The sequence below is a fragment of the Microbulbifer maximicatervae (SeqCode) genome (genome assembly GCF_052468295.1).
In genome coordinates, this window is record NZ_CP174340.1 from 5,472,028 (window position 1) to 5,493,816 (window position 21,789).

Here is a 21,789-nt window from a genome sequence, read left to right on the forward strand (position 1 = left end):
CTCCTATGGCAAAACAAGTCATTAAAGTGCCTGATCTCGGTGGTGCCGATCAGGTGGATGTGATTGAAATTTCTGTTGCTGTCGGCGATACCGTCGCGCAAGAGGATTCACTGATTGTGGTGGAGGGCGATAAAGCCTCCATGGATGTGCCAGCCCCAGTGGCTGGCAAAATCCTCAGCATCAGCGTGAAAGAGGGCGATAAGGTCTCTGAAGGCGACGTGATTGGGGAAATCGAAACCGATGTGGCGGAAGCGCCGGCAGAGGAGCCCGCTGCGGCCCCCGCCAAGCAAGAAGCTGCACTAGTTGCAGAGCCTGTGGCTGAAGCTCCTGCGGCAGCGGCGAGCGGCGAGCCGAAAGAGGAAACGATCCAGATCCCGGATCTGGGCGGTGCCGATGCGGTTGATGTGATCGAGATCAGTGTACAGCCCGGTGATGTGGTTGAAGAGGGGGACTCCCTGATTGTGGTGGAAGGCGATAAAGCCTCTATGGATGTGCCTTCCCCCAGCGCCGGTACCGTGGTTTCTATCGCCGTTAAAGAAGGCGACAAGGTTTCCACAGGTGACACCTTGGGCGTGTTGAAAGTAGTTGCTGCAGGCGCCGCCGCGCCCGCTACTCCAGCTGCAGCCCCTGCAGCGACAGCGCCTGCCGAGAGCGCGCCACAGCAGGCATCTGTGTCTGTTGAGCCCCCGGCAGTGCCGCAAAAGGATTATCAGCTGGAGCGCGACCTCACCGCAGCAGCCCAGGTTTACGCCGGCCCCGCCGTGCGCAAATTGGCCCGTGAGCTGGGTGTTACCTTGAATAAGGTGAAGCCCACCGGCCCGCGCAACCGGGTCTCCAAGGACGATCTGCACAATTACATCCGCGAGCAGGTGAAGAAAGCTGAGAGCGGTGCGGTAGGTGTCGGCGGTGGTATCGGTATCGCCAAGATGCCGGATATCGACTTCAGCCAGTTTGGCCCGGTGAATGTGGAGCCGATGAGCAAGATCCACAAGATCACCGCAGCCAACATGTCGCGCAACTGGCTCAACGTGCCTCACGTCACCCAGTTTGACGATGCGGATATCACAGAGCTGGAAACCTTCCGCAAGTCCATGAAGGTCGAGGCGGAGAAGCGCGGAGTGAAGCTCACTCCGGTGCCTTTCCTGCTGAAAGCGGTAGCTGCGGCCCTGCGTGCAGAGCCCAACTTTAATGTGTCCCTGCACAACGATGGCGAGCATATTGTGCGCAAGGACTATGTGCATGTGGGTATAGCAGTAGATACTCCAAAAGGCTTAATGGTGCCGGTTATCCGCGATGTGGATAAGAAAGGCTTGTACGAGCTGGCGGCCGAGGCCACTGAAATGGCCTTGAAGGCCCGCGATGGCAAGCTGAAGCCCAACGAGATGCAGGGCGCCTGCTTTACCATTTCCAGTTTGGGGGCTATCGGTGGCACCGGGTTTACCCCGATCGTCAATTCTCCGGAAGTTGGTATCCTCGGAGTATCCAAGCTGGCGATGAAGCCGGTGTGGAACGGCAAGGACTTTGAGCCTCGTCAAATGTTGCCCTTGGCGCTCTCCTACGATCACCGCGCGGTAAATGGCGGAGATGCCGGACGCTTTATGACTTATTTGGTCAGCGTGCTGGCGGATGTGCGCAGACTGTTGCTGTAATTGTCAGCGAGTTAAAGTCAGTAAAAAAAAGCGGCCAATCGGCCGCTTTTTTTATAGTCAGGGCTAAGGAGCCTCTGAATAACTCCGTGATGCCTCTGGCATGCAGAGCGGTTCACAATCAAGGCGCGGCTTCGCAGGAATGTCTAGACCTTTCAAGAAGTCGCAACGCGGAGTGTGAATCGCTCTGTAAGCCCCGAAGGGCGGGCCTTGAAGGCCGTATCTGCTGCGTTGCAGCTCTTGCAAAGGGCTAGGACCATTCGCGGCGAGCTGCGCCTAACATCTGCAGCCTTCAAGACCCGCAGAGGCATTACGGAGTTATTTAGAGGCTCCCTACATTTCATATAAGTAAGTTAGCCTTTAAGTGGAAATGAAATATTCGCCGCGAAAAACATCAATAAGATGATTTATGCGCAAATCGATTCTGGGTTGCTGGCTGCTAATGCCTCGGCAGCTAGACTCACAGAGAGGCTACTATCATCGCAGCACTGAAAATGTGAGGTGTCGGATTATGGGACCTACAAGGAAATTCGCGTTGCCGCTTGTGGCGGTATTTGCGATGCAGGGCTGCTTGTTTTTGCCTGCGGACGAAGTGGAGGGTGAAGACCCTTTCTTTTATGAGGCAGAGGCTGCCGGACAAAGCGCCAGCTTTGTGGAAGTCGGCAGTAACCACACAAAATACCCACAACCCCTTACCGCCAAAAGCGAATGCGAGACGGCGGATTGCGTAGATAGCTTGCAGGACTCCATGGCCTGGTTTTTCCCTATATTGCGGGTTTACTAACGACAGTAGCTGAGCCCAGTGTGGAGCTGTTGCGAAATAGCCGGATCTAAAAGTGCGTGGACTCTGTCCGCGCGGTGCTGATACGGAGCGCTACCATGCAAAAGTTTGCGATATTTATTTCTGCCTTGTCGATGGGTGTATTCCTTGAGGGTTGTGGAACCCCCGATACGCGCAATCAAGTGGTTTATCCCGTAAGCCCGCCAATTCCCCGCCATGCGGAATACCGGGGTTATCCCTCTTCTCACTCTTCTCATTCCTCCCATGTGCCAGATGCGCCTGCATCTCCAACAAGCTGCCCGGGGGATTCTGAGGAGCTGGCGCCGGGTTCTATTTGCCCACCCAGTGCCCGTTGTTTTGACATTTCCGGTGGAAGGCGTTGTATTTCCTATGAAAATTAGCGTTGTTTTTATTCTTATTCTTGTAGCGCAGTCCCTGGCGGGCTGCGTGGCTGACGGTTTCGGTTATGACTTAACCGGCACGGCAACTTACTACACCTACAAAACCACTCCGGTGCCACCGGATGAACTTACTGCATTCCCGCGTTTTTGCCTAGCTGGTGATCCCTATATGGGAAGTCTCGATAACTGTATTGCCGAGGGTGTGCACTGCTATCAATTGGATACCGGTGATTGGTGTGAAGGGCCTTATTCACCGTTTGAGCTGAGTTACAGTTTCTACTGACCAAGTAATTTTCCGCTAGTGCCGTTTTTTGAGCCAATGCGGGATGGTGGTGTGGGGGCACTCAGTTTGTTTTGACTCCATTGTTTTTTTCTGAGTGGAGTCAAAATTAAGACTGGATCGTTTTATTTTGGGATGCCGATTTAAACAGGTTTAATAATGAGGGGTGCCAATAGAAGCTGGATGCGAAATGTTATTGTCGCAGTGGATCAGCTGGGAAATGCTATTGCCGGTGGTAATCCCGATGCAACAATATCGGCACGCTGTGGATATTTTTCCAGAGTGACGGAAACCCGTTTTCGCCACTATTGGAGATTTTTGGAGCGGGTGATTAATTACACCTTGATGCCAATAGATGGGCCGGATCACTGTTACCAGTCTTATCTGTGGGATCGCGCTGAGAAACACGAAGAGGGCAGTGACTATATGCGAGCCCTTCTGGGGGTGATCGTTATTATTTTTTGTGTACCCATGGGGTTATTGATTCGGGTTTATGTAATTTTATTTCCGAGAGCCCGCTGGAAAAAGGAAACGCGCAAATAGAAAAAAGCCCGGGCGCATAGCATTTATGCGCTCGGGCTAAGCGGGGTTACTACCTAGGCAGCAGCAAAGAATACAGTCGACTCTTGAAAAAATGATTTCACAAGTTTTCTATTTTTCTTGATGCTCTGCAAATCTGCATTTGCACGACTCAGTAGTGTCTCACCTTTTTTCAGCGGCCTCTTTGAAGTCCCTATATTTCTCATATGATTCCAGACCAACTCATCTGGATTTAGGTTTGGTGCATATGGCGGTAAGAACACCATTTCAAGCTTTCCATCCTGTGAATCGACATACTCCAATACCTTTTTCGATTTGTGTACTGGGTGCCCATCAACAATGAGAATCACTGGTCTTTTCTGACTTCTCTGGAAATTTTTGAAGCATTCTACGCACTTTTCTGCCGTGAACTTTCCACTATAAATATGATACCAGAAGCCACCTCTATTCGATAAAGCTGAGATCGCATTGATTGACTGTCTTTGACCACTCGTTTTTACCACTGGAGTTTTTCCTTTTTCTCCCCATGTCCTTTGGAGTGGATCGTCTGATCTGATACTAGCCTCGTCCAGCCAAAATATTTCTGCACCAGTTTTTTTCGCATAAGATTTAATCTTTGGATAGACTTCCTTTACCCATTTATTCACCGCCTTCTCATCTCTCTCGTAAGCTCTTCGTAGAGGCTTTTGTGGCGTCAGGCCCAGTCGATGTAGAAGTGTGCCGACACTAGAAACGCTAAGTTCAATTTTGAATCTCTCAAAAATCAAATCCGATACGATCTGACGTGTCCACAATCCGAAATCAAAGCCATATTGCCTTGGATCGCCACCAATAATCCATCGTTTGACTTCCTCTTCTTCAATAGCTGACAGTTTTCTACCGCGTCCAGGTCTAATTTTTGGAGATAGCGCTTCAATACCTTTCTCCCGAGCAGTCCTTAACCATGGGAAAATAGTTCTGCTCCCCAGCCCTAAGCTACGACTAACCTCCGCCGCAGATTCTCCATCAAATACTCGCTGAACAGCAATTTTACGTATGAGGTGCTGCTCCTCAGTACTAAGTTTTCTGGCATCGTATTTCATGCAGTTTATATTACCAGGGTGTACTGATTATTTCTGCCCCGCTAGTAAGTGTTAGCTACTTGCTCCAGAGGTAAGTTACTCTCCTGGCTATCTGTAGTGCGGGCAGCTGATAGTTTGCCGCCGGCAATCTTGCGCAGGGCAACATAAAATACCGGAGTGAGGAACAGGCCAAACAGGGTTACACCGATCATGCCGGTAAATACGGTAATGCCCATGGCATTGCGCACCTCAGCGCCAGCGCCGCCGGCCAATACCAGTGGAACAACACCGGCAATAAAGGCGACTGAAGTCATAATGATCGGGCGCAGACGCAGGCGGCAGGCTTCCAGTGCAGCCTCGACAGTGCCTTTGCCTTCCATTTCCAGTTCGCGAGCAAATTCCACGATTAAAATAGCGTTCTTACAGGCGAGCCCCATCAGTACAACCAGCCCGACTTGAACAAATACATTGTTGTCGCCGCCAGTAGCCCAGACACCAAATAGTGCAGCCAGCAGACACATGGGCACGATCAGGATCACCGCCAGTGGCATTACCCAGCTTTCATAGAGGGCGGCCAGCACCAGGAATACCAGTAGTACTGCGAGAGGGAAAACCACCATAGCGGCATTGCCCTGGTTGACCTGCTGGAAGCTGAGGTCGGTCCACTGGATTTGCATGCCCGGAGGCAGGGCTTGGCTGGCAACCTGCTCAACCGCTGCCAGTGCCTCGGAAGAGGACAGCATGCTGGGATCGGACTGCCCCATCAGGTCGGCTGCCGGATAGCCGTTGTAGCGGATTACCGGGTCGGGTCCGTAACTCTGGCGCAGGGTCACCATGGTGCTGATGGGCACCATTTCCCCATTCATATTGCGGGTGTAGAGATTATCGAGATCCTGCACTTCATCGCGGAAGGGTGCATCAGCCTGGGCAACGACCTGGTAGGTGCGGCCGAAAAGGTTGAAGTCGTTGATATACATAGAGCCAAAGTAGAGCTGCAGGGTGCCGAACAAGTCGTCCATGCGCACACCTTGAGCCTTGGCCTGTAGTCGATCCACTTCCGCGTCCATCTGCGGCACATTGGCCTGGTAGGAGCTGAAGGGGTAGCTGAGGCCGCTGGCTTGGCTCAGGGCGCCAGCCAACATATTGGTGGCGTTTTGCAGCTCACCGTAGCCGGCACCGCGACGGTCCTGAACATAGAGGGAGTAGCCGGAGCCGGCACCCAGACCGAAGATGGGCGGCGGCATAAAGGTCATGGCAAAGCCTTCCTTGATCTGTGAGATCTTGCCATTTAGCTCCGCAGCGATTTCCTGGGCACTGCGCTCACGTTCATCGAAATCGTCGAACAGGATAAATACAGTGCCCACGTTGGGGGTGTTGGTACTTTGCAGGGCATTGAAGCCGACAAAGGCCGCGGCGTTGGCAACGCCCTCTGTCTCCAGTGCCAATTCACTCACGCGACGAGCAACTTCCTCGGTGCGGTCCAGGGAGGCACCTTCCGGCAGGCGGATACTACCCACCAGGTAAGTCTTATCCTGAACCGGAATAAAGCCGCCGGGCACCTGTTGGAACAGGGCAAAAGTACCGCCGAGCAATATCAGGTAAACACCAAATACGATACCGCGACGCTTGAGGCTGCCACCCACGATTCGCTGGTAGCGCTCGGAATTGCGCTGGAAGAAGCGGTTGAACGGGCGGAATATCCAGCCGAACAAACGCTCAATAATACGCGCGGGCATATCCGGTTTGGCGCCGTGAGGCTTCAACAGAGTTGCCGCCAGAGCCGGAGATAGAGTCAGAGAGTTGATCGCGGAGATAATGGTGGCGATGGCAATAGTGGTGGCAAACTGGCGGTAGAACTGGCCGGTGATGCCGTCCAGGAATGCCATGGGCACAAACACCGCGCAGAGCACCAGGCTGATCGCGACAATCGGACCGCTCACCTCGCGCATGGCCTGGTGGGCAGCGGCTAAAGGCGTCAGTCCCTCCTCGATATTCCGCTCGACGTTTTCCACCACCACAATGGCGTCATCCACCACAATACCGATGGCCAGTACCATGGCGAACAGGGTTAGGGTGTTGATTGAGAAACCTAACATCAACAGCACCGCAAAGGTGCCGACAATAGATACCGGCACGGCCAACAGCGGGATCAATGAGGCGCGCCAGGTTTGCAGGAACAGGATAACCACCAGAACCACGAGCAGCACGGCTTCCAGTAGGGTCTTGATCACTGAGCTGATGGAGGTGCTAACAAAAACCGTGGGGTCGTAAGCGACTTCCCACTTGAGGCCTTCCGGGAACTGGTCATCCAGTTCAGCCATTTTCTCCCGTACCGCCGCAGAAACTTCCAATGAATTGGAGCCGGGGGATTGGAAAATAGGGATGGCGACAGCCTGGCGGCCGTTGAGCAGGGCGCGCAGGGAGTCCTGGGAAGAGGCCAGCTCTACACGGGCTACATCTCGCAGGCGGGTGATCTCACCATTATTGCCGGTCTTGAGTACAACATCGCCAAACTCCTCTTCACTTTCCAGGCGGCCTTTGGCGTTAATGGAAATCAGGAAGTCGGAGCCGTTCGGCATGGGGGAGGCGCCGATCTGGCCGGCGGAAACCTGTACGTTCTGCTCGCGCACGGCACTGACAATATCGGCAGCAGTAATGCCTACGGCGGCGGCTTTCTGCGGGTCCACCCACAAGCGCATGGCGTAGTCACCAGAACCGAATACGGCGGCGAGGCCCACGCCGGGAATGCGCGATAGCTCATCGCGAATATGCAGTACGGCGTAGTTGCGAATATAGGTAGCGTCGAGGCTGTCGTCCGGTGAAATCAGGTGCACCGCCATCATCAGGTTTGGCGACTGCTTCTGGGTAGTAACACCTTGCAAACGGACATCTTCGGGCAGGCGCGGCAGGGCCTGGGACACCCGGTTTTGCACCTGTACCTGGGCTTGGTCCGGGTCGGTGCCCAACTCAAAGGTCACGTTCAAAGTCAGGGTGCCGTCACTACCAGCCACTGACTTCATGTAGATCATATTTTCCACGCCGTTAATCGCTTCTTCCAGCGGCGTGGCTACAGTTTCTGAGATCGTCTTAGGGTTGGCGCCAGGATAGCGAGCACTCACTTGCACGCTGGGGGGCACAACTTCGGGATATTCGCTGACCGGCAGTGAGGGAATACTGATCAGGCCGACGACGAAAATAATGATCGACAACACGGATGCAAATATCGGTCTGTCGACAAAGAAACGGGAAAAATTCATATACTGCTACTCCGAGAGCGACTTAGTCAGCCGCTCGGATTCCATTGATAGGATTAGCTGAATGTATGGGCTCACTTCGGCAAGCCCCTTGCTCTTTGTTTAGTGGCCAGCGACTTGGGTCGCCTTTACCTGCTCCTGCATGGCCACCATTTCCGGTGCGACGGGCATGCCCGGGAAGAAAATCTTTTGCAGGCCATTCACCACAACTTTCTCGCCGGGCTCCAGGCCGCTGCGGATAACCACGAGGTCACCTTGGCGTTGGCCAGCGACCACGGGGCGCTTTTCGGTGACATTACTGTCGTTGACGATGTAGACATAGCGGCGGTCCTGATCGGTAAGAACTGCTTTGCTATTGATTAAAACTGCCTGTGAAACCTCTTCAATTGGCATTTCCACCCGGGCAAATTGCCCCGGTCTGAAAAAGCCGTCCCTGTTATTAACCACAGCGCGGAACTGAATAGTGCCGGTATGGCTGTTCAGGCGGTTATCAATAAAGTCCAACTCTCCACTGTGTGGATAGCCCTGCTCACCGGCGAGACCTATGCGCACAGCAGGTTTTTGCCCGCTGTTAAGTAAGTCGCGGCCCTTAGCAAAAGTCTGTTCGTCACTTTCGAAATACACGTACATTGGGTCGACAGAGACCAGCGTTGTCAGCAGGGTGCTGTCGGCATTGGCGAGGTTGCCTTGAGTAACCAGGGCGCGGCTTACTCGGCCACTTATTGGTGCTTTAACTTCAGTGTATTGAAGGTCCAATTGGGCATTTTCCAGTGCTGCCTCGGCGGCGCTGAGGGCCGCTCGGGCCGAATCTCGCGAAGCGATACGCCGATCGTATTCCTCGCGGGAGATGGCTTTGCTGTTGAGTAGCTGTTTTGCTCGGCCGGCTTGCTTCTCGCTATAGGAGAGGTCGCTGCGAACCCGAGCCAGGTCTGCGCGGGCGGCGCGTTCGCGGGCCTGGTAAGGGCGGGGGTCAATGGTGAACAGGACATCGCCCTGCTTGACCAGAGTTCCCTCGGCAAATGAAACCTTGTCGATATAACCGCTAACCCGCGGGCGCAGTTCAACGGTTTCTGGGGCTGCCACACGGCCGGTAAAGCTGCGCCACAATGTCGTATTTCCTGCAGATACCTGGGCGACCTCCACGGCTGGGGGAGGCGGTTGTTGACCGCTGGGTGCGTCACTGTTGCAGCCGGCGAGTACCAGTGCGGATACGCCGAATAAAACCGTCGTTAATTTTCTTACCATTACGCGTGTACTCCCTTTGCTACGGAGGGGAAGGGCTATTGGGTGCTTCTCCCAGTAAGGGCGTAACTCTAGCGGTGGCCAAGTTGGTTGCGGTATCCGGGAACTGTTAATTGATTGCCTATTTCTACTTAAGACGTGCTTTTGGGTTGGAAGGATCACATTCTGTTGGATGTGTAAAGAACTGGATATATAACTAGTTATCGCAAAAAGTGATTAAGATATTACAGCGACTGTAGGGCTATTAATCGGTTATAGTTACCTATTACTGCATAGTGATTGCCCAATCCTGCAAAACTACACGGAAATTGCCTAAAACTCCGTATACTCTGTGCCACTTCGTGTTGAGTCGTGGAATTGTTAGCGGGCACAAGGGGAGCATATGAGCATTGAAAAAAGAGCGGAATTTAACTCTGTCGCCATGGATGTGGAGTCGATACGGCAGAAGCTGATTGCCTCCCTGATGCGACAGGCACCGGAACAGGGATTAAATGAAACGGTACTGGGTGGTCTCTCCCTGATTCGCTGCAACGAGCCGGGAGCCTGTGCGGCATCGGTGTATACACCGTCCCTGAATTTTATTATTCAAGGCCGCAAAACCTTGGAGCTTGGAGACCGGGAAATTTCCTATATGCCGCTGAGCTATGTGGCAACCTCGGTGCACTTACCGATCCTGGGACGTGTTGAAGACGCTTCCCTGGATACTCCGTTTCTTGGCGTAAAGATAACGATCGATCCGCAAGAGGTGGCAGACCTGGTTATGGAGCTGGGTGATAAGGCGCCGGGTGTGGAGGCTGGCTACGACTGTCCCGAAGTCAGCTGCGGCCTGTGCCTGACCAAAATGGATTACGGTATGCTCGATGCGCTAAACCGGCTGGTCTCCTTGCTGGATAGCCCTAAAGATGTCCCGATACTGGCGCCATTAGCCCGGCGTGAGATTATCTATCGCGCCCTGATGGGGGAGATTGGCGCGCGGATGCGCAAGTTTGCCATGGTAGATAGCCAGGCGAACCGGGTATCCCGGGTGATTGAGGTGCTGAAAGACCGCTTCTCAGAACCGCTGCGTATCAGTGACTTGGCCGATCAGGCCAATATGAGTGAGTCATCCCTATATCACAGCTTTAAGCAGATCACGCGCATGTCCCCGTTGCAGTTCCAGAAAAAGCTGCGCTTACATGAGGCGCGACGCCTAATGTTGACCGAGGGGCTGGAAGCGGCTTCCGCCAGCTATCGGGTTGGCTATGAGAGCCCCTCTCATTTCAGTCGTGAATACAGCCGCATGTTTGGTCTTCCGCCCCGCGCGGACGTGATTAAATTGCGCGGTGAACAACGGGTCCCAGCTTAATTTGAAACTGGGTTGCCCTGCTTCAAAACAAATAAGCTACACCACCCTTCGGGACTGATATCGCCCTCCACAACCAGGCAGGCATTGGGGGGCTCAAATAGCTGGCAGTCCACGCACTTTTTCCCATCCTTGGGAGTATCCTGGTAATTTACTTTGTCTTTTTGCGCTTTGATTTGGGCCTGAGTTGAGGGTGCTGCGATAAATGTGGCAGGAATTAAAAGTAGCGATGTTCCTGAAAGCTTAAGAAAGTGGCGACGGGAGTTGTCTAGAGGTTTTTCCATAAATGAATGCCTGAATGATGAAAATAAGTTTCTGGCATTCAGGTTAGCTGGCGAAGAGAGTTTTGTTCAAATTAAAGGCTTTATTTTAAGCGGTAATTTTATTCTATTTATTAAATTGGAGACGGCGCCATAACGGCGCCGTCTATTTTTACTTCTTTTACTTGGTTACGCGTATTTTGGCTACAGATTTATCTCCGCTGCGAGAGACGACTCGAACCTTTAAGCTGTAAGGTGTGATAGCGCGGCCAGCATCTGGTATTTCTTCGCTGCTATAACTCCGGGTGTCATTAAACAATGGGTAGCGGCGGTTGTGAGTGTCACTTAAGAGTATGCCGTAGTCCTCGAGTAAATCCAGAACCATGTCGTCGGCTCTTTCGATATTAAATGTGGCATCGTGAACCTGATAGCGAGTACTGGCAACGGAATCATCACTCCATCTCAATACATTTTGGTCGGCATCAACAACTCCGAGGAAGCCATTTCCTGGGTGTACGCCAACCCAGTTATTATCGTAGCTGGAATCTACGTACCAAACCAAGAGGCCTTCTGTGAAAGTGAGCATCTCGCCGGCTACATTCACATGTGCCAATCCGGCATCAACGCCGCGATGCGTACGCCATTCGAGTAAGTAGTAGTGATCGTGCTCGAGATAGCCTGGGTTTCGGCTAAAGCCTGCAAGGCTAAAGTTGCCATCAGTTTCAGCATCATCGAAAAGGAATGTTGTGTCATCAATTTCGATGCTGATGTCATCGGCAAAAAGACCTGAATTCGCTACGGCGCCATCAGTAATATAGGTAAGTGAAAGGCTAATTTCTTGCCCGGCGTAAGCGCTTAGATCGAATGCAACGTCAATCCAGCCCTCGGAGCTACCAGTAATACCATTACCTGGGTTGGTGCCGTTGGGGTTGGTATCTGTAGTTACTGAACCAGGAATGGAGACAAAGCCATCACCGGAATCTACCATGATCGCGGCGTAATCCCAATCCAGCTCAATGTCGTACCAAGCTTTGAAAGAGAGGCTTGCTGTTTCTGCATTGCTCAGATCAACAGATATTGTCATAGAGTTTTGCAGGTTGTTGCCGCTACCGCTGAAGTAGGCGTATTCTCCACTGCTGGGTTCGGTAACTATTTCTTGTTTTGCTGGTAGGTCAATTCGGACTGCATCGTTATTGGTCCCCTTATTAACCGCTTCATCGAGTAGCAACTCGATACCGCGGCGAGGAATTTCATCTAGTGCAATAGTTTCACCATGAAGCCAGTTCCCACCATGGTTGTGTTGCAGGTATTCCTTGGCATAGGCAGAGAAGCCGGTGGGCTCTGAACCCGGAATAATACCGGCCCAGCTACCACTGGACATAATGGACCAGGAGGAGACGGGTTCACCGCGACCGCTACCATCGGTATCGTATTCATCGGGCAAGCCCAAATCATGGCCATATTCATGGCTGACAACCCCTGCAGCGGCGTCCGCCGGCTGAATGGTGTAATCATAAGCAGCCATAGTGCCGCCCCAGTAATCTACCTCCGCAGTAGTTCCTTCAAGTGAATAGACGCTGCCAAGGTTCCAACGGTGAGACCAAATGGCGTCTTCACCCAGTTGCCCGCCACCTGCTTCTTCACCAACCGAGGAGTGGAAGATCATGATGTGGTCTACCAAACCATCTGCTTCCCAAAAATCGCCATCACCATCCAAGTCGTAACGGTCTTCAATATCAAAATCTGACAGGTCTACTGTGGGGTCGGCAGCTGCAGCTTCCAGGGCCTCACGAATTAGGGAGCGAGCATCACCATCAGTGTTATTGCCGTAAAAAGCTGCTGGTTGGCTGGCCATATACCAACCTGCTACAGAGCCTTCAACTGAGTAGCTGTTACCGGATTGCTGCCAGTAAAACTGTTGCATGGATAGCATGTTTTCCCCACTGGGGCCTTCAAAGCCGTTTTGGGAGAAAAGTAAGTCAGCGTAATGTTCAGCGGCGTAATCCGCGTAGTACATATCACTTTCCCCGGGCTCGATGCTGTTATGGGGAAAATCGGGGAACTCCATCAAAATAGCGAGAACCCGTGCAGTTTGGGCTTCACCATCGTAGCTCTCAAGTTGAATGTTTCTAGGGTGGCGGCTGCCATGGTTGCGGTGAAGGGAACCTTTGCCCCTTTTAAGCCGGGGGTGGTGTCCTCCTCGGGCATCGCGCATCATCGTTACGGTATCGCTGGAAAGATCTTGAGCCCCATTAATGCTATGGGTGGCCCGCTCTTTTAAATAAACCCGTAAAGTGCGTTCAGCTTCTGCAATAGAAGCATCTTGGCTGATGCGCCCAGAGCGCTTGAGCATATCAATTAATTTGGCTTCATTGGCAATGACCAAGTCAACTTGATCACCATCCTTTTGAGATGAATTAACGGCGTGGGCATTGACTGTCATCAGGCTCAGTGCAAGCGCGCCGACGGAGAGCAAACTGTTTATTTTTAGCATGATCCCTTCTTGTGCGTTCCGAGATGATTTTAAGTTCTGAAATTAGACATAAATAAAACTTACTAAAATAGTCAGATTTCAATTTGTGGCAGCTCAGATTCTTTATTATTAGCTACAGAGGGATGACGTTTTAAGATGATTAGGCCGCAATAAATTTATGGGGATTTAGCGTAATTTTAAACTAAAGTGTGACATCCATTTGATCACTGAGAAATTTTCCCGATGATGTTATTGGAAATTATTTTCCCATCTGGATGGCTTCTGTAGCATAACTTGTTGCACATTTAATTTTTATTGTTTTTCCATGGTAGCCAGAGGCAAATTTGTAACCCTCCACCGGGGCGGTTTAAGAGTTGTATGTGCCCATCGTGTGCATCAATGATTTCTCGGCAGAGCGCTAAGCCCAGGCCGACACCTTGCTCTTTAGTTGAGAAAAAGGGGAGCAAAGCCTGCTCGAGCACTTTCTCACTCATGCCACAGCCACGATCGGAGAGTACTAGTTTTTGCCCAAAGTTATCGGTGCTGATTTCAAGTTCTATGTCACTGCTTTCACTGCCGGCTTCTCGTGAATTTTTAATTAAGTTAAGTAGGGCTTGCTCTATTTGAATTGGATCAAAGTAACCCGGTTCTTTGGGTGGGGTACCTTTTAGAGAGAAAGCTTGAATGGGCATTATTCGGTTGATCAGTTCTTGCCAGTCAACGGTCTCGCAGCTTGGAGCTGGCAGCTTGGCAAAAGTGGCATATCCCTGTGTGAACTCTGTCAGGTGTTTACAGCGGTCTGCGATAATATCGAAAACCTTCTCCAAAGCCCGTTCTTTGCCAGGTTTTGTCGCCAGCATTTTTCCAGAATGCGCAAGTGATGAAATTGGGGCTAGAGAATTGTTTAGCTCATGGCTGATCAAACGGATAACCTTTTTCCATACTTCCACCTCTGCGCGAGTCAGTTCGCGCGTCATTTCGCGCAGTACAATTAGGCGGTGTTTTTGTGCGTTCAGCACGAAAGTACTGTTACCGATATGCATGGAGTGTGGCCCATGGATGTCGGTGTAATTAAATAGGCCGTTTTTCCAGCTATAAATAGCGCTAGCGATTTCCTGAGGGCTTTTGAGTAGGACTTTTTGTAGATGAAGCCCCTGTATTGGCCGGCCGCTATTCAGTAGCTGTTTGGCACTGCTATTCGAATAAATGATGCGGTCGTTTTGATCGACCAGTAAAAGGGCTTGTGGAGACGTTTGGATAACAGTATCCAAAAGGAGTTCTCGCTGGTAAATATGAGCGCGCTCTTTGCGCAAGTGTTCGCCAATCTCATTATAAAGGAGGGTTATTTGGCGGAGTTCATTGTCCTTGGGGGAGACAATAGAAATGGAGAAGTCTCCATCGCGAAAATTTAGAAGACCATTTTGTAGTGACTTTAGGGTGCTAGTTAGGGGAGCAATTATAAGGCGAACCAGTACAATTAATAGTGGCAATGAAACCAAAACTGACGTTGCCCATGCGAGTGGTGGGGCAAAGCCTGCTCGAGTGCCGAGCCAGAAAATAGTAATACCAGTAATTATAGGCAGGGCCGCCGTGGCAATAAGGCGGCCTTCAAGTGAAAAATATTTCGACATCAATAGGGTATACCGTGTTTTTCCAGGCGGCGGTATAGTGCTTGGCGGCTCATACCGAGTTCTCGCGCAGCCTGGGCAATAATGCCATTGCAGTTGGATAGTGTCTCTTGTAGCAACTCACGGCTGGGCTCAAAACTCACTTCCACTTTATCGGTTGGCATTTGCTCAGGAAGTGCCAGGACGGCTTCATCGATAGTATCCTCCTGACTTAGGACGGCCGCTCGCTGCATAACATTTTGCAGTTCCCGCACATTGCCGGGCCAATGATAGCGAGTAAGGGCGCTTAACGCTTGAGGAGATAGCTTTTTTGAGTTGCCACTTTCCGCGAGGAAGCTTATCGCGAGGGGAGGGATGTCCTCAGGGCGCTCATGCAGTGGTGGGAGGCGCAGTTCTATAACATTGAGTCGATAAAATAAATCCTGGCGAAACTTGCCTTCCTCGATAGCCTTGTGGAGATCTCTATTGGTAGCACTGATTACCCGAACTTTGGTTTTGCGGGTTTGGCTGCTGCCTAAACGTTGGAATTCCCCGGTTTGTAGTACACGCAGTAGTTTCACCTGACCGCTGGGTGATAGCTCGCCAATTTCATCGAGGAACAGGGTGCCGCCATCGGCGGCCTCAAACCTGCCCTCCCGTGCCCGATTGCCGGCGCCGGTATAGGCTCCAGGTTCGGCTCCGAACAGCTCTGCCTCCATCAGATCTTCCGGCAGTGCACCCACATTAACTTTAATAAAAGGCCCTTCTTTAGATGAAGAGTTCGCCTGTACAATCTCAGCAATCTTCTCTTTGCCGGCCCCATTTGGCCCTGTGATCAGGATGGGAACTTCAGATTTCGCTACTTGAGTGGCCATCTCCAACAGCTTTTGCATTTTATCGCTGCGGTAAATTATGTCTTGTAGTAGAAAGTCCTCCCGTAATTGGCTGCGAGCATTCAAAGCTTGTTGCTGGGATGCCTGCTGGCGCTTTTGTAGTTCTCCCAGTTCCAATAAATTGTTAATTGTGGATATTAGTTTATTGTCATCCCAGGGCTTACCCAGGTAATCAGCTGCACCAGCCCTAACTAGCTCGACAGCCATTTCCAGTTGGGTCCAAGCGGTCAGAAGGATAATTGGTAAGTCCGGACTTATTTCCCGAATCGCGAAGAACAGTTCTTTGCCTTCTTCTCCAGAAGTTGTGTCAGCGGTGAAATTCATATCCTGGATAACCAGGCTGACATCGCTGTTCTCTCGTAGTAGCTGTAAGCCGGCTTGAGGAGTAATCGCACAAAGTGGCTGCAAGTCATGCAGAGACAACAGGATCTCCAGGGCGGAAACGATACTGCTGTTGTCGTCAATAATAAGTACTTTGTCCATAGTTTCTAAGACACGCTATTAAGGCGCCTATTATGCAATGTGTTGATGGCGAGGGGGAATGCTTGTGGCAGGTTTTCCCTGCCACAAATAGATTAGGGAGAGTTAGTGGACGATGTGTTGCTCAGCAGGTTTGTGGTCGAAGCTGAGTACCCTCGCGAGCTGCCACTTTCCATCTACCTGTTTCCAGAGGTGAGTAAACTGTGAACTTTCCCGTAAGATCTCAGATTTGTCGTCATTGATGCCATAAAATCGATGGGTGCCTGACTGAATAGCACCGTAATGGTTAACAGGGTAGATTTTAGTGCTCTCGATTACCAGTTCACGATGTGCACGAATATCATTTCCATTCTTACGTTGTTGGCACATATTGGTAATGGCCTTGACAAACTCTTCTCCAGACTTTGCTGTTTGACCCCACTTGTCATGGTACATTTCAAAGTCATCGGTCACCAGGTTTTGTGCTTCTCTTAGATCACAATTATTGAATAATGCATCAAATAAGCGTTGGTCGGCTCTAGTAATTTGTTGTACTAGTTCTTCAGTTACTAGTGGGCCAGCAATAACCGGATGTTTTTCAGCTTGTAAGTTTGGGCTAATGAAGGTTAGTCCCACAAAAAATAAAGAAGATATTTTTTTAAACAAGATCAATGTCCCTATTGTTTTTTTACTGGGGGGTATGTCGACCGAATGTGGCAGATAAACCATGAAAATGAATGAGGAAAACTTTTGCCTTATCTTGGGGGTGAGCAATTAGCTCACCCCCTAAAGGTTGTTGTTTAAATACTTCGGGTGGCTGTCGCCGGCGATATATTGGCTGCTCGTAGTGCTGGGGCAAGTGCAGCTACAAGGCTGACTAAGAGAACCAGTAGCGCACAAATAACCAGGGGTAAAATTGTTAAAGTAGGCTGTGAGTAATCGCGAACCATATATTGATTAGCAATCAGTGCCGCTGCACTGCCAACTGCGATACCCAGACTCGCTATCATTCCGTTTTCAATAAGGAAATATCGGCTGATATTAGTACGGGTGGCCCCTAATGCACGTCTAACACCAATTTGCTTGGTCCTTTGGTTAATCCAAAAAATGGTTAGACCTACAATGCCAAGGGCTACAATAAAGCTCAGCATAGCTGCAACGATAGAGAGTACTTTAACCATCATATTGTCGATAGCATAGCTGCGTTTGACATACTTAGAGAGTGGTTCAACAGAGATTACTCGCTGAGGGTCTCGCTCGGAAAGCTTGTCAGCTAACACCTTCATTACCTCATCGCGTTTACCCGGCTCTGTACGTACTATATATTTTGCATAACGCCTATTTTTTATTTCTGGGTAAAACATCACATTACCAGCTTTGGACCATCCAACCCATGCTCCCAGATGCCGTTCTACAACTCCGACTATTTCCATCGGTTCAGAGCTACCACCGGAGAAAATTGGCCGCCCTATAGGATCCTGATTGGGGTAGAATTTATCGGCAAGTTGCTGGGTGATAATGACAACAGGTTTTTTTGTAGTCTCGTGAGAGTTGCTGGCCTGCATATCGGCCTCGGTAAAGTTACGACCTGCGACTAACTTTAAATTGAGGGTGTTAATAAAGTGTGGATCAACTTGATAGTAGTTGGCTCCTTCTCCGCCGATTTCCTGATTGGCTTTATTGTGATATACCGAAGACGATCCTGATTGCGATAGAGGGATTTGTTGAGTGATCGAAGCATCGACAACATTTGGAAGTTGACGGAGAATCCCTAAATCGGCTCGTACCGCCCCAATTGTGTCGTAGTCTTTTGGTATTGCCATGAACCCAATAGTAATAATGTTGTCGACATCGATTCCTGTGGGCCGGTTTATCTTTTCTACTCTATCTTGGATTATTATTGCTGTGTTGCTGATAATTGCCAGGGTTAAGCCAAGCTGAAGGGCAATCAGCAGTGCAGAAACTTTGTTGCGCCAGAGGGCGGACAGCATCGGTTTTAATTCAAGCATGGTCAGGCCTTACTGGGTTTTCAGGTAGATAGAAGGGTTGGTTTGACTGATCTTCAATGCTGGATAGAAACCTGCCAATAGGCTTGCGACAATAGCCAGGCCAATAGCCGCAACCATCATGACCCAATCCATAGTTGGAAGTGTGTCGATTTGGCCCATGGCCAGGTAGCGAATGCCGCTAAGGCCGAGTATGGCGAGAAAAATACCTGCTACTCCGCCGATAATTCCTATGGTTGCGCTTTCAATTAAGTGCTGGGTGAAAATCGCACTTCTACTTGCTCCCAAGGCGCGACGTACACCAGCTTCTGGTGCTTTGCGTAGAAATTTTGCCAACAATAATGCAACGGCATTGATAATACATACCAAGAGAAACGCCAAAGAAACCCACCCAAGAATGCGGTTGTCATCGCTGAGTACCTCATTGAGAACCAGCCACTCAGATGGCTTACTCAAGGCAAACTTTAGTGGTCGCTCGAAACGTCCTTGAGCTTTCTCTTGCTGAATATAAGCACGAAGAAAATTTTCGTACTGTGCTTGTTGTTCGCTAGTTGTAAGTTCAACCCAGTATTGAACCCAGAGATATTCACTCTGTAGAAACTCTTCATATCCCTGCGGATCGGCATTGTCCCAGCCATTGGTGTTGCCCCAGCTGTGAATTTCCAATTTGCGGTGTAAGCCAAAGGGTATGAATAACTCTTCTACTGTATCAAACGGGCTGTTGTTGACATCATATACCTTTGGTGAGGGCTCCCAAGTGTCGATAACACCCACTACCGTATAGGGTTCGTCGTTGAGTTTTATTGTCTTTCCAACGCTATTTTGACCAGAGAAAAGCTTGTCATTTGTTGGCTTGGAAAGCACAACTACTTGAGTAGGAGAGCTATCAGCAGACTCCTCCCAGGTGCCGCCATAAATAAAGGGCACATCGAACAAAGCGAAAAAGTCTCGGGTAGTTACCCGGGTATGTGATTCAAAAGGTCTAATAGCAGAGTTATCAATTTCAACGGTAAAACCGTAGCGATGCATGGCAATTTGGCGGGTGGGAATATCTGAGCGCAATAACGCTTCGGCGTCCCGATAGGTCAGCTGCCAGGGTATTTCATTCTTACTTTTGTAAGCTTTATTAACATCCCAACTGTCTAGCTGTACTGCAAAGAGAACGTCGTCTTTGTGCTTTAAAGCATTCTGGGACATAGTGTAGTTCAGGGTCAGCACCGTCATAGAGGCGCCGACACCGACTGCAATAGCGGCAACCATTAAGCTGCTTAAAATCGGGGTTCCACGCAAACTTCGTAGGGCCAGGGAAATATAGTATCCAAACATGGTGCAGGCTCCTTAAGCAGTAACGGCAGCAGGCTGCTCGGGGACCGCACGTAAATCACAAACCTGCCCATCCACAATCTGGATGTTGCGATGGGCACGGCGAGCGAGTTCTGGATCGTGGGTAACCATCACGATGGTGGTTCCCCACTCGTTAATAAACTCCAGTAGCTCCATTACCTGGCGGGCCATTAAGGAGTCGAGGTTACCGGTGGGCTCGTCCGCAAGTAGAAAACGGGGTTCGCCAGCTAAAGCGCGGGCGATAGCGATACGTTGCTGCTGTCCACCGGAGAGCTGTGCCGGCAGGTGTTTAGCGCGTGCAGAAAGGCCTACCTGCTCGAGCACTTTTTCAATACGCTTGCGACGTTCTTTTGCATTGAAACCACGATAGCGCAGGGGAACGTCGATATTGTCGAATAAGGTTAGGTCGGGAATCAGATTAAACCCTTGGAAAATAAAGCCTATTTTTTCGTTGCGCAGATGTGAGCGCTGGCGGTCATTGAGATTACTAACATTCTCACCGTCGAGCAGGTACTCTCCACTGGTGGGCGTTTCCAGTAGGCCGGCGATGTTGAGAAAGGTGGTTTTACCAGAGCCACTGGGACCAGTTACAGAAACAAACTCACCCTCTTTAACTTCAAGGCTGAAATCGCGCAGGGCATGAGTTTCGATAGTATCGGTACGGAAACTTTTACGGATATTGTTCATTTTCAACATTACAATATTCCCTTTTTCTTTAACTTTAAATTATTGATTGATTTACTAGGGAGCTATACCGAGCTCCAATTTGAATTCGGGGTTAATCTGTCAGCGCAATTAGCTGGGCATTTTCGAGTTCCTCGGAAGAGGAGATAATGATTCTGTCTCCCTCTTGTAGGCCTGAGATAATCTCTACCTGTTTTAAGCCAAAGGCGCCTATCTGGATGGAGACTCGCTCCGCCTGTTCTTCGCTGTTTAAACGAAAGGCATGGTTGCCACCGCTTTGATCGAGGAAGCCGCCGCGTTTGACCAACAGTACGTTATTGCGGTTTTCCAGAAGTATGCGGGCGGTGAGGCGGAGATTTTGTCGAAGCTTTTTCGGTTGCCCATCAGTGAAACGAACCCGTGCGACCACCTGGCCGTTTATGACCTCGGGGGAGATTGCAGTAATTTCTCCTGGTAATTCTTTTCCACCGAGCTTGATTACCACGGCCATGCTGATACCCAGGTCGTCGGCATAGTTTTCCGGCACTTTGGCCTCGAGTTCAAAACTGGTGAGATCGACAACTGTAATAAGTGGCGCATTGGCGCCCACGGCGCTGCGCTGTGCCACAGCTAAGCTACCGATGGTGCCGTTGACCGGTGAGATAATGTTCAGCTCGCGTACACGGCGCTCAGTTTCTTCTACCTGAAGGCGTTGTTGTGAGACCTGGAGTTCCAGGTTCTGGGTTTCAAAGGTCAGTGATTCTTTTTCCAGTCCCGCATTTTGTACGGCTTGTTCGTACTCCAGCTGGGCGCGGGCCATATCGTCCTTGGTTTTTTCAAAATCCAACCGCGAGATAATTTGCTTTTCCATCGACAACTCTGCACGTCTCAATTCTCGTTTGGCAGCGGTGAGGTTGACTTTGGCCAGGTCGGCCTTTTGCTGGTTTTCCATATGCTGACGTTTGGCCTGGATTTTCTGGCGCTGCAGGTTCACCGTCAGCTGGTTGAGTTGGGCGTTTTCCTGGGCCAGCTGATTGGATAGTTCCGGGCTGTCGACGGTGGCCAGCAATTGCCCTTCGTCAACGGTATCCCCAGCTTTCACTGCAAACTTCACAATGCCCTGGGCAGGGCTGAAAAGCGTGGGGCTGTTTGCGGCGACCACTTGGCCCTGAACCACCAGATCTCGCACTAGGTCTCCTCGCTGGACCTGGGCGATATTGACTTGAGACAGGGAGAGGGTGCTGTCGACAGAGCTATTGCTGTGCCAGGAGTTGATACCCCATGTCAGGAATGCCACTGTCAAACCGGCAAATACCGAGGCTTTGACGACCTTTTTGTTCTTCCAAACCGGCACGGCTTCTATCTTGGTATCTTGTCCGGAAGTATCTCTAATCATTGCGGCTTTCCGTTTCTCTTACTGTTTTGCCTGTCATTGCTATTTGGATGCAGGCTTTTAGAAATTTGGATTCAGAGCTAAGAATCTGCTTGTTAGGAGGGGTATCGCAATAAGCATGCCAACAGGTTAAGTTTTATTTAA

18 protein-coding genes are annotated in these 21,789 nt (G+C 50.6%); 6 read left to right on the forward strand and 12 right to left on the reverse strand.

Annotation, left to right across the window (positions count from 1 at the left end):
• Positions 1-5 precede the first annotated feature (5 nt).
• The 5 genes from aceF to ACJJIQ_RS24330 all read left to right on the forward strand — a co-directional run bounded on the left by aceF (position 6) and on the right by ACJJIQ_RS24330 (position 3,651).
• Positions 6-1,649 carry a dihydrolipoyllysine-residue acetyltransferase gene (gene aceF / locus ACJJIQ_RS24310; RefSeq protein WP_445363256.1) on the forward strand — a complete coding sequence of 548 codons (1,644 nt, stop codon included), beginning with the start codon at positions 6-8 and terminating at the stop codon, positions 1,647-1,649.
• A gap of 508 nt (positions 1,650-2,157) precedes the next feature.
• Positions 2,158-2,430, forward strand: coding sequence for a hypothetical protein (locus tag ACJJIQ_RS24315; protein ID WP_444934909.1), 273 nt, complete (start codon positions 2,158-2,160; stop codon positions 2,428-2,430).
• Positions 2,431-2,525: 95 nt separating this feature from the next.
• A complete protein-coding gene (locus ACJJIQ_RS24320) occupies positions 2,526-2,828 on the forward strand; it encodes a hypothetical protein (RefSeq protein ID WP_282934207.1) in 303 nt (100 codons plus the stop codon).
• Positions 2,818-3,111: a hypothetical protein gene (locus ACJJIQ_RS24325; RefSeq protein WP_444906377.1), complete on the forward strand. Its 294-nt coding sequence runs from the start codon at positions 2,818-2,820 to the stop codon at positions 3,109-3,111. Before ACJJIQ_RS24320 ends, ACJJIQ_RS24325 begins: the two co-directional genes overlap by 11 nt.
• Positions 3,112-3,291: 180 nt before the next feature.
• Positions 3,292-3,651 (forward strand): hypothetical protein, encoded by a 360-nt coding sequence (locus ACJJIQ_RS24330; RefSeq protein WP_444892827.1) that lies wholly within the window; start codon positions 3,292-3,294, stop codon positions 3,649-3,651.
• Positions 3,652-3,704: 53 nt separating this feature from the next.
• On the opposite strand, the gene ACJJIQ_RS24335 is transcribed toward ACJJIQ_RS24330, so the two are convergent.
• From ACJJIQ_RS24335 to ACJJIQ_RS24345, 3 genes are all read right to left on the reverse strand, one after another.
• Positions 3,705-4,730 carry an IS630 family transposase gene (locus ACJJIQ_RS24335; protein WP_445362554.1) on the reverse strand — a complete coding sequence of 342 codons (1,026 nt, stop codon included), beginning with the start codon at positions 4,728-4,730 and terminating at the stop codon, positions 3,705-3,707.
• Positions 4,731-4,771: 41 nt separating this feature from the next.
• A complete protein-coding gene (locus tag ACJJIQ_RS24340; RefSeq protein ID WP_445363257.1) occupies positions 4,772-7,966 on the reverse strand; it encodes an efflux RND transporter permease subunit in 3,195 nt (1,064 codons plus the stop codon).
• A gap of 99 nt (positions 7,967-8,065) precedes the next feature.
• The gene (locus ACJJIQ_RS24345; protein ID WP_445363258.1) at positions 8,066-9,208 is read right to left on the reverse strand and encodes an efflux RND transporter periplasmic adaptor subunit; all 1,143 of its coding nucleotides are present in this window, start codon (positions 9,206-9,208) and stop codon (positions 8,066-8,068) included.
• Positions 9,209-9,587: 379 nt separating this feature from the next.
• Here ACJJIQ_RS24345 and ACJJIQ_RS24350 point away from each other — a divergent pair, with 379 nt between their 5' ends.
• A complete protein-coding gene (locus tag ACJJIQ_RS24350; protein WP_445363259.1) occupies positions 9,588-10,550 on the forward strand; it encodes an AraC family transcriptional regulator in 963 nt (320 codons plus the stop codon).
• Here ACJJIQ_RS24350 and ACJJIQ_RS24355 read toward each other — a convergent pair.
• The 9 genes from ACJJIQ_RS24355 to ACJJIQ_RS24395 form a co-directional block, all read right to left on the reverse strand.
• On the reverse strand, positions 10,547-10,831 hold the full coding sequence (locus tag ACJJIQ_RS24355; protein WP_445363260.1) for a hypothetical protein: 285 nt from the start codon (positions 10,829-10,831) through the stop codon (positions 10,547-10,549). The genes ACJJIQ_RS24350 and ACJJIQ_RS24355 overlap by 4 nt on opposite strands.
• Before the next feature lie 157 nt (positions 10,832-10,988).
• Entirely contained in the window at positions 10,989-13,301 is a 2,313-nt protein-coding gene (locus tag ACJJIQ_RS24360; RefSeq protein ID WP_445363261.1) for an immune inhibitor A domain-containing protein, read from the reverse strand.
• 284 nt (positions 13,302-13,585) lie between these two features.
• Positions 13,586-14,911, reverse strand: a complete 1,326-nt coding sequence (locus tag ACJJIQ_RS24365; RefSeq protein WP_445363262.1) for a sensor histidine kinase — start codon at positions 14,909-14,911, stop codon at positions 13,586-13,588.
• On the reverse strand, positions 14,911-16,263 hold the full coding sequence (locus tag ACJJIQ_RS24370; RefSeq protein ID WP_445363263.1) for a sigma-54-dependent transcriptional regulator: 1,353 nt from the start codon (positions 16,261-16,263) through the stop codon (positions 14,911-14,913). Before ACJJIQ_RS24370 ends, ACJJIQ_RS24365 begins: the two co-directional genes overlap by 1 nt.
• Positions 16,264-16,365: 102 nt before the next feature.
• Entirely contained in the window at positions 16,366-17,013 is a 648-nt protein-coding gene (locus ACJJIQ_RS24375; protein ID WP_445363264.1) for a nuclear transport factor 2 family protein, read from the reverse strand.
• 26 nt (positions 17,014-17,039) lie between these two features.
• Complete coding sequence (locus ACJJIQ_RS24380) at positions 17,040-18,248, reverse strand: ABC transporter permease (protein WP_445363265.1); 1,209 nt, start codon at positions 18,246-18,248, stop codon at positions 17,040-17,042.
• A gap of 9 nt (positions 18,249-18,257) precedes the next feature.
• Entirely contained in the window at positions 18,258-19,571 is a 1,314-nt protein-coding gene (locus ACJJIQ_RS24385) for an ABC transporter permease (protein ID WP_445363266.1), read from the reverse strand.
• A 12-nt stretch (positions 19,572-19,583) separates the two neighbouring features.
• Complete coding sequence (locus tag ACJJIQ_RS24390) at positions 19,584-20,285, reverse strand: ABC transporter ATP-binding protein (protein WP_108731860.1); 702 nt, start codon at positions 20,283-20,285, stop codon at positions 19,584-19,586.
• Between the two features lie 82 nt (positions 20,286-20,367).
• Entirely contained in the window at positions 20,368-21,648 is a 1,281-nt protein-coding gene (locus ACJJIQ_RS24395; protein ID WP_445363267.1) for an efflux RND transporter periplasmic adaptor subunit, read from the reverse strand.
• Positions 21,649-21,789: the final 141 nt, after the last annotated feature.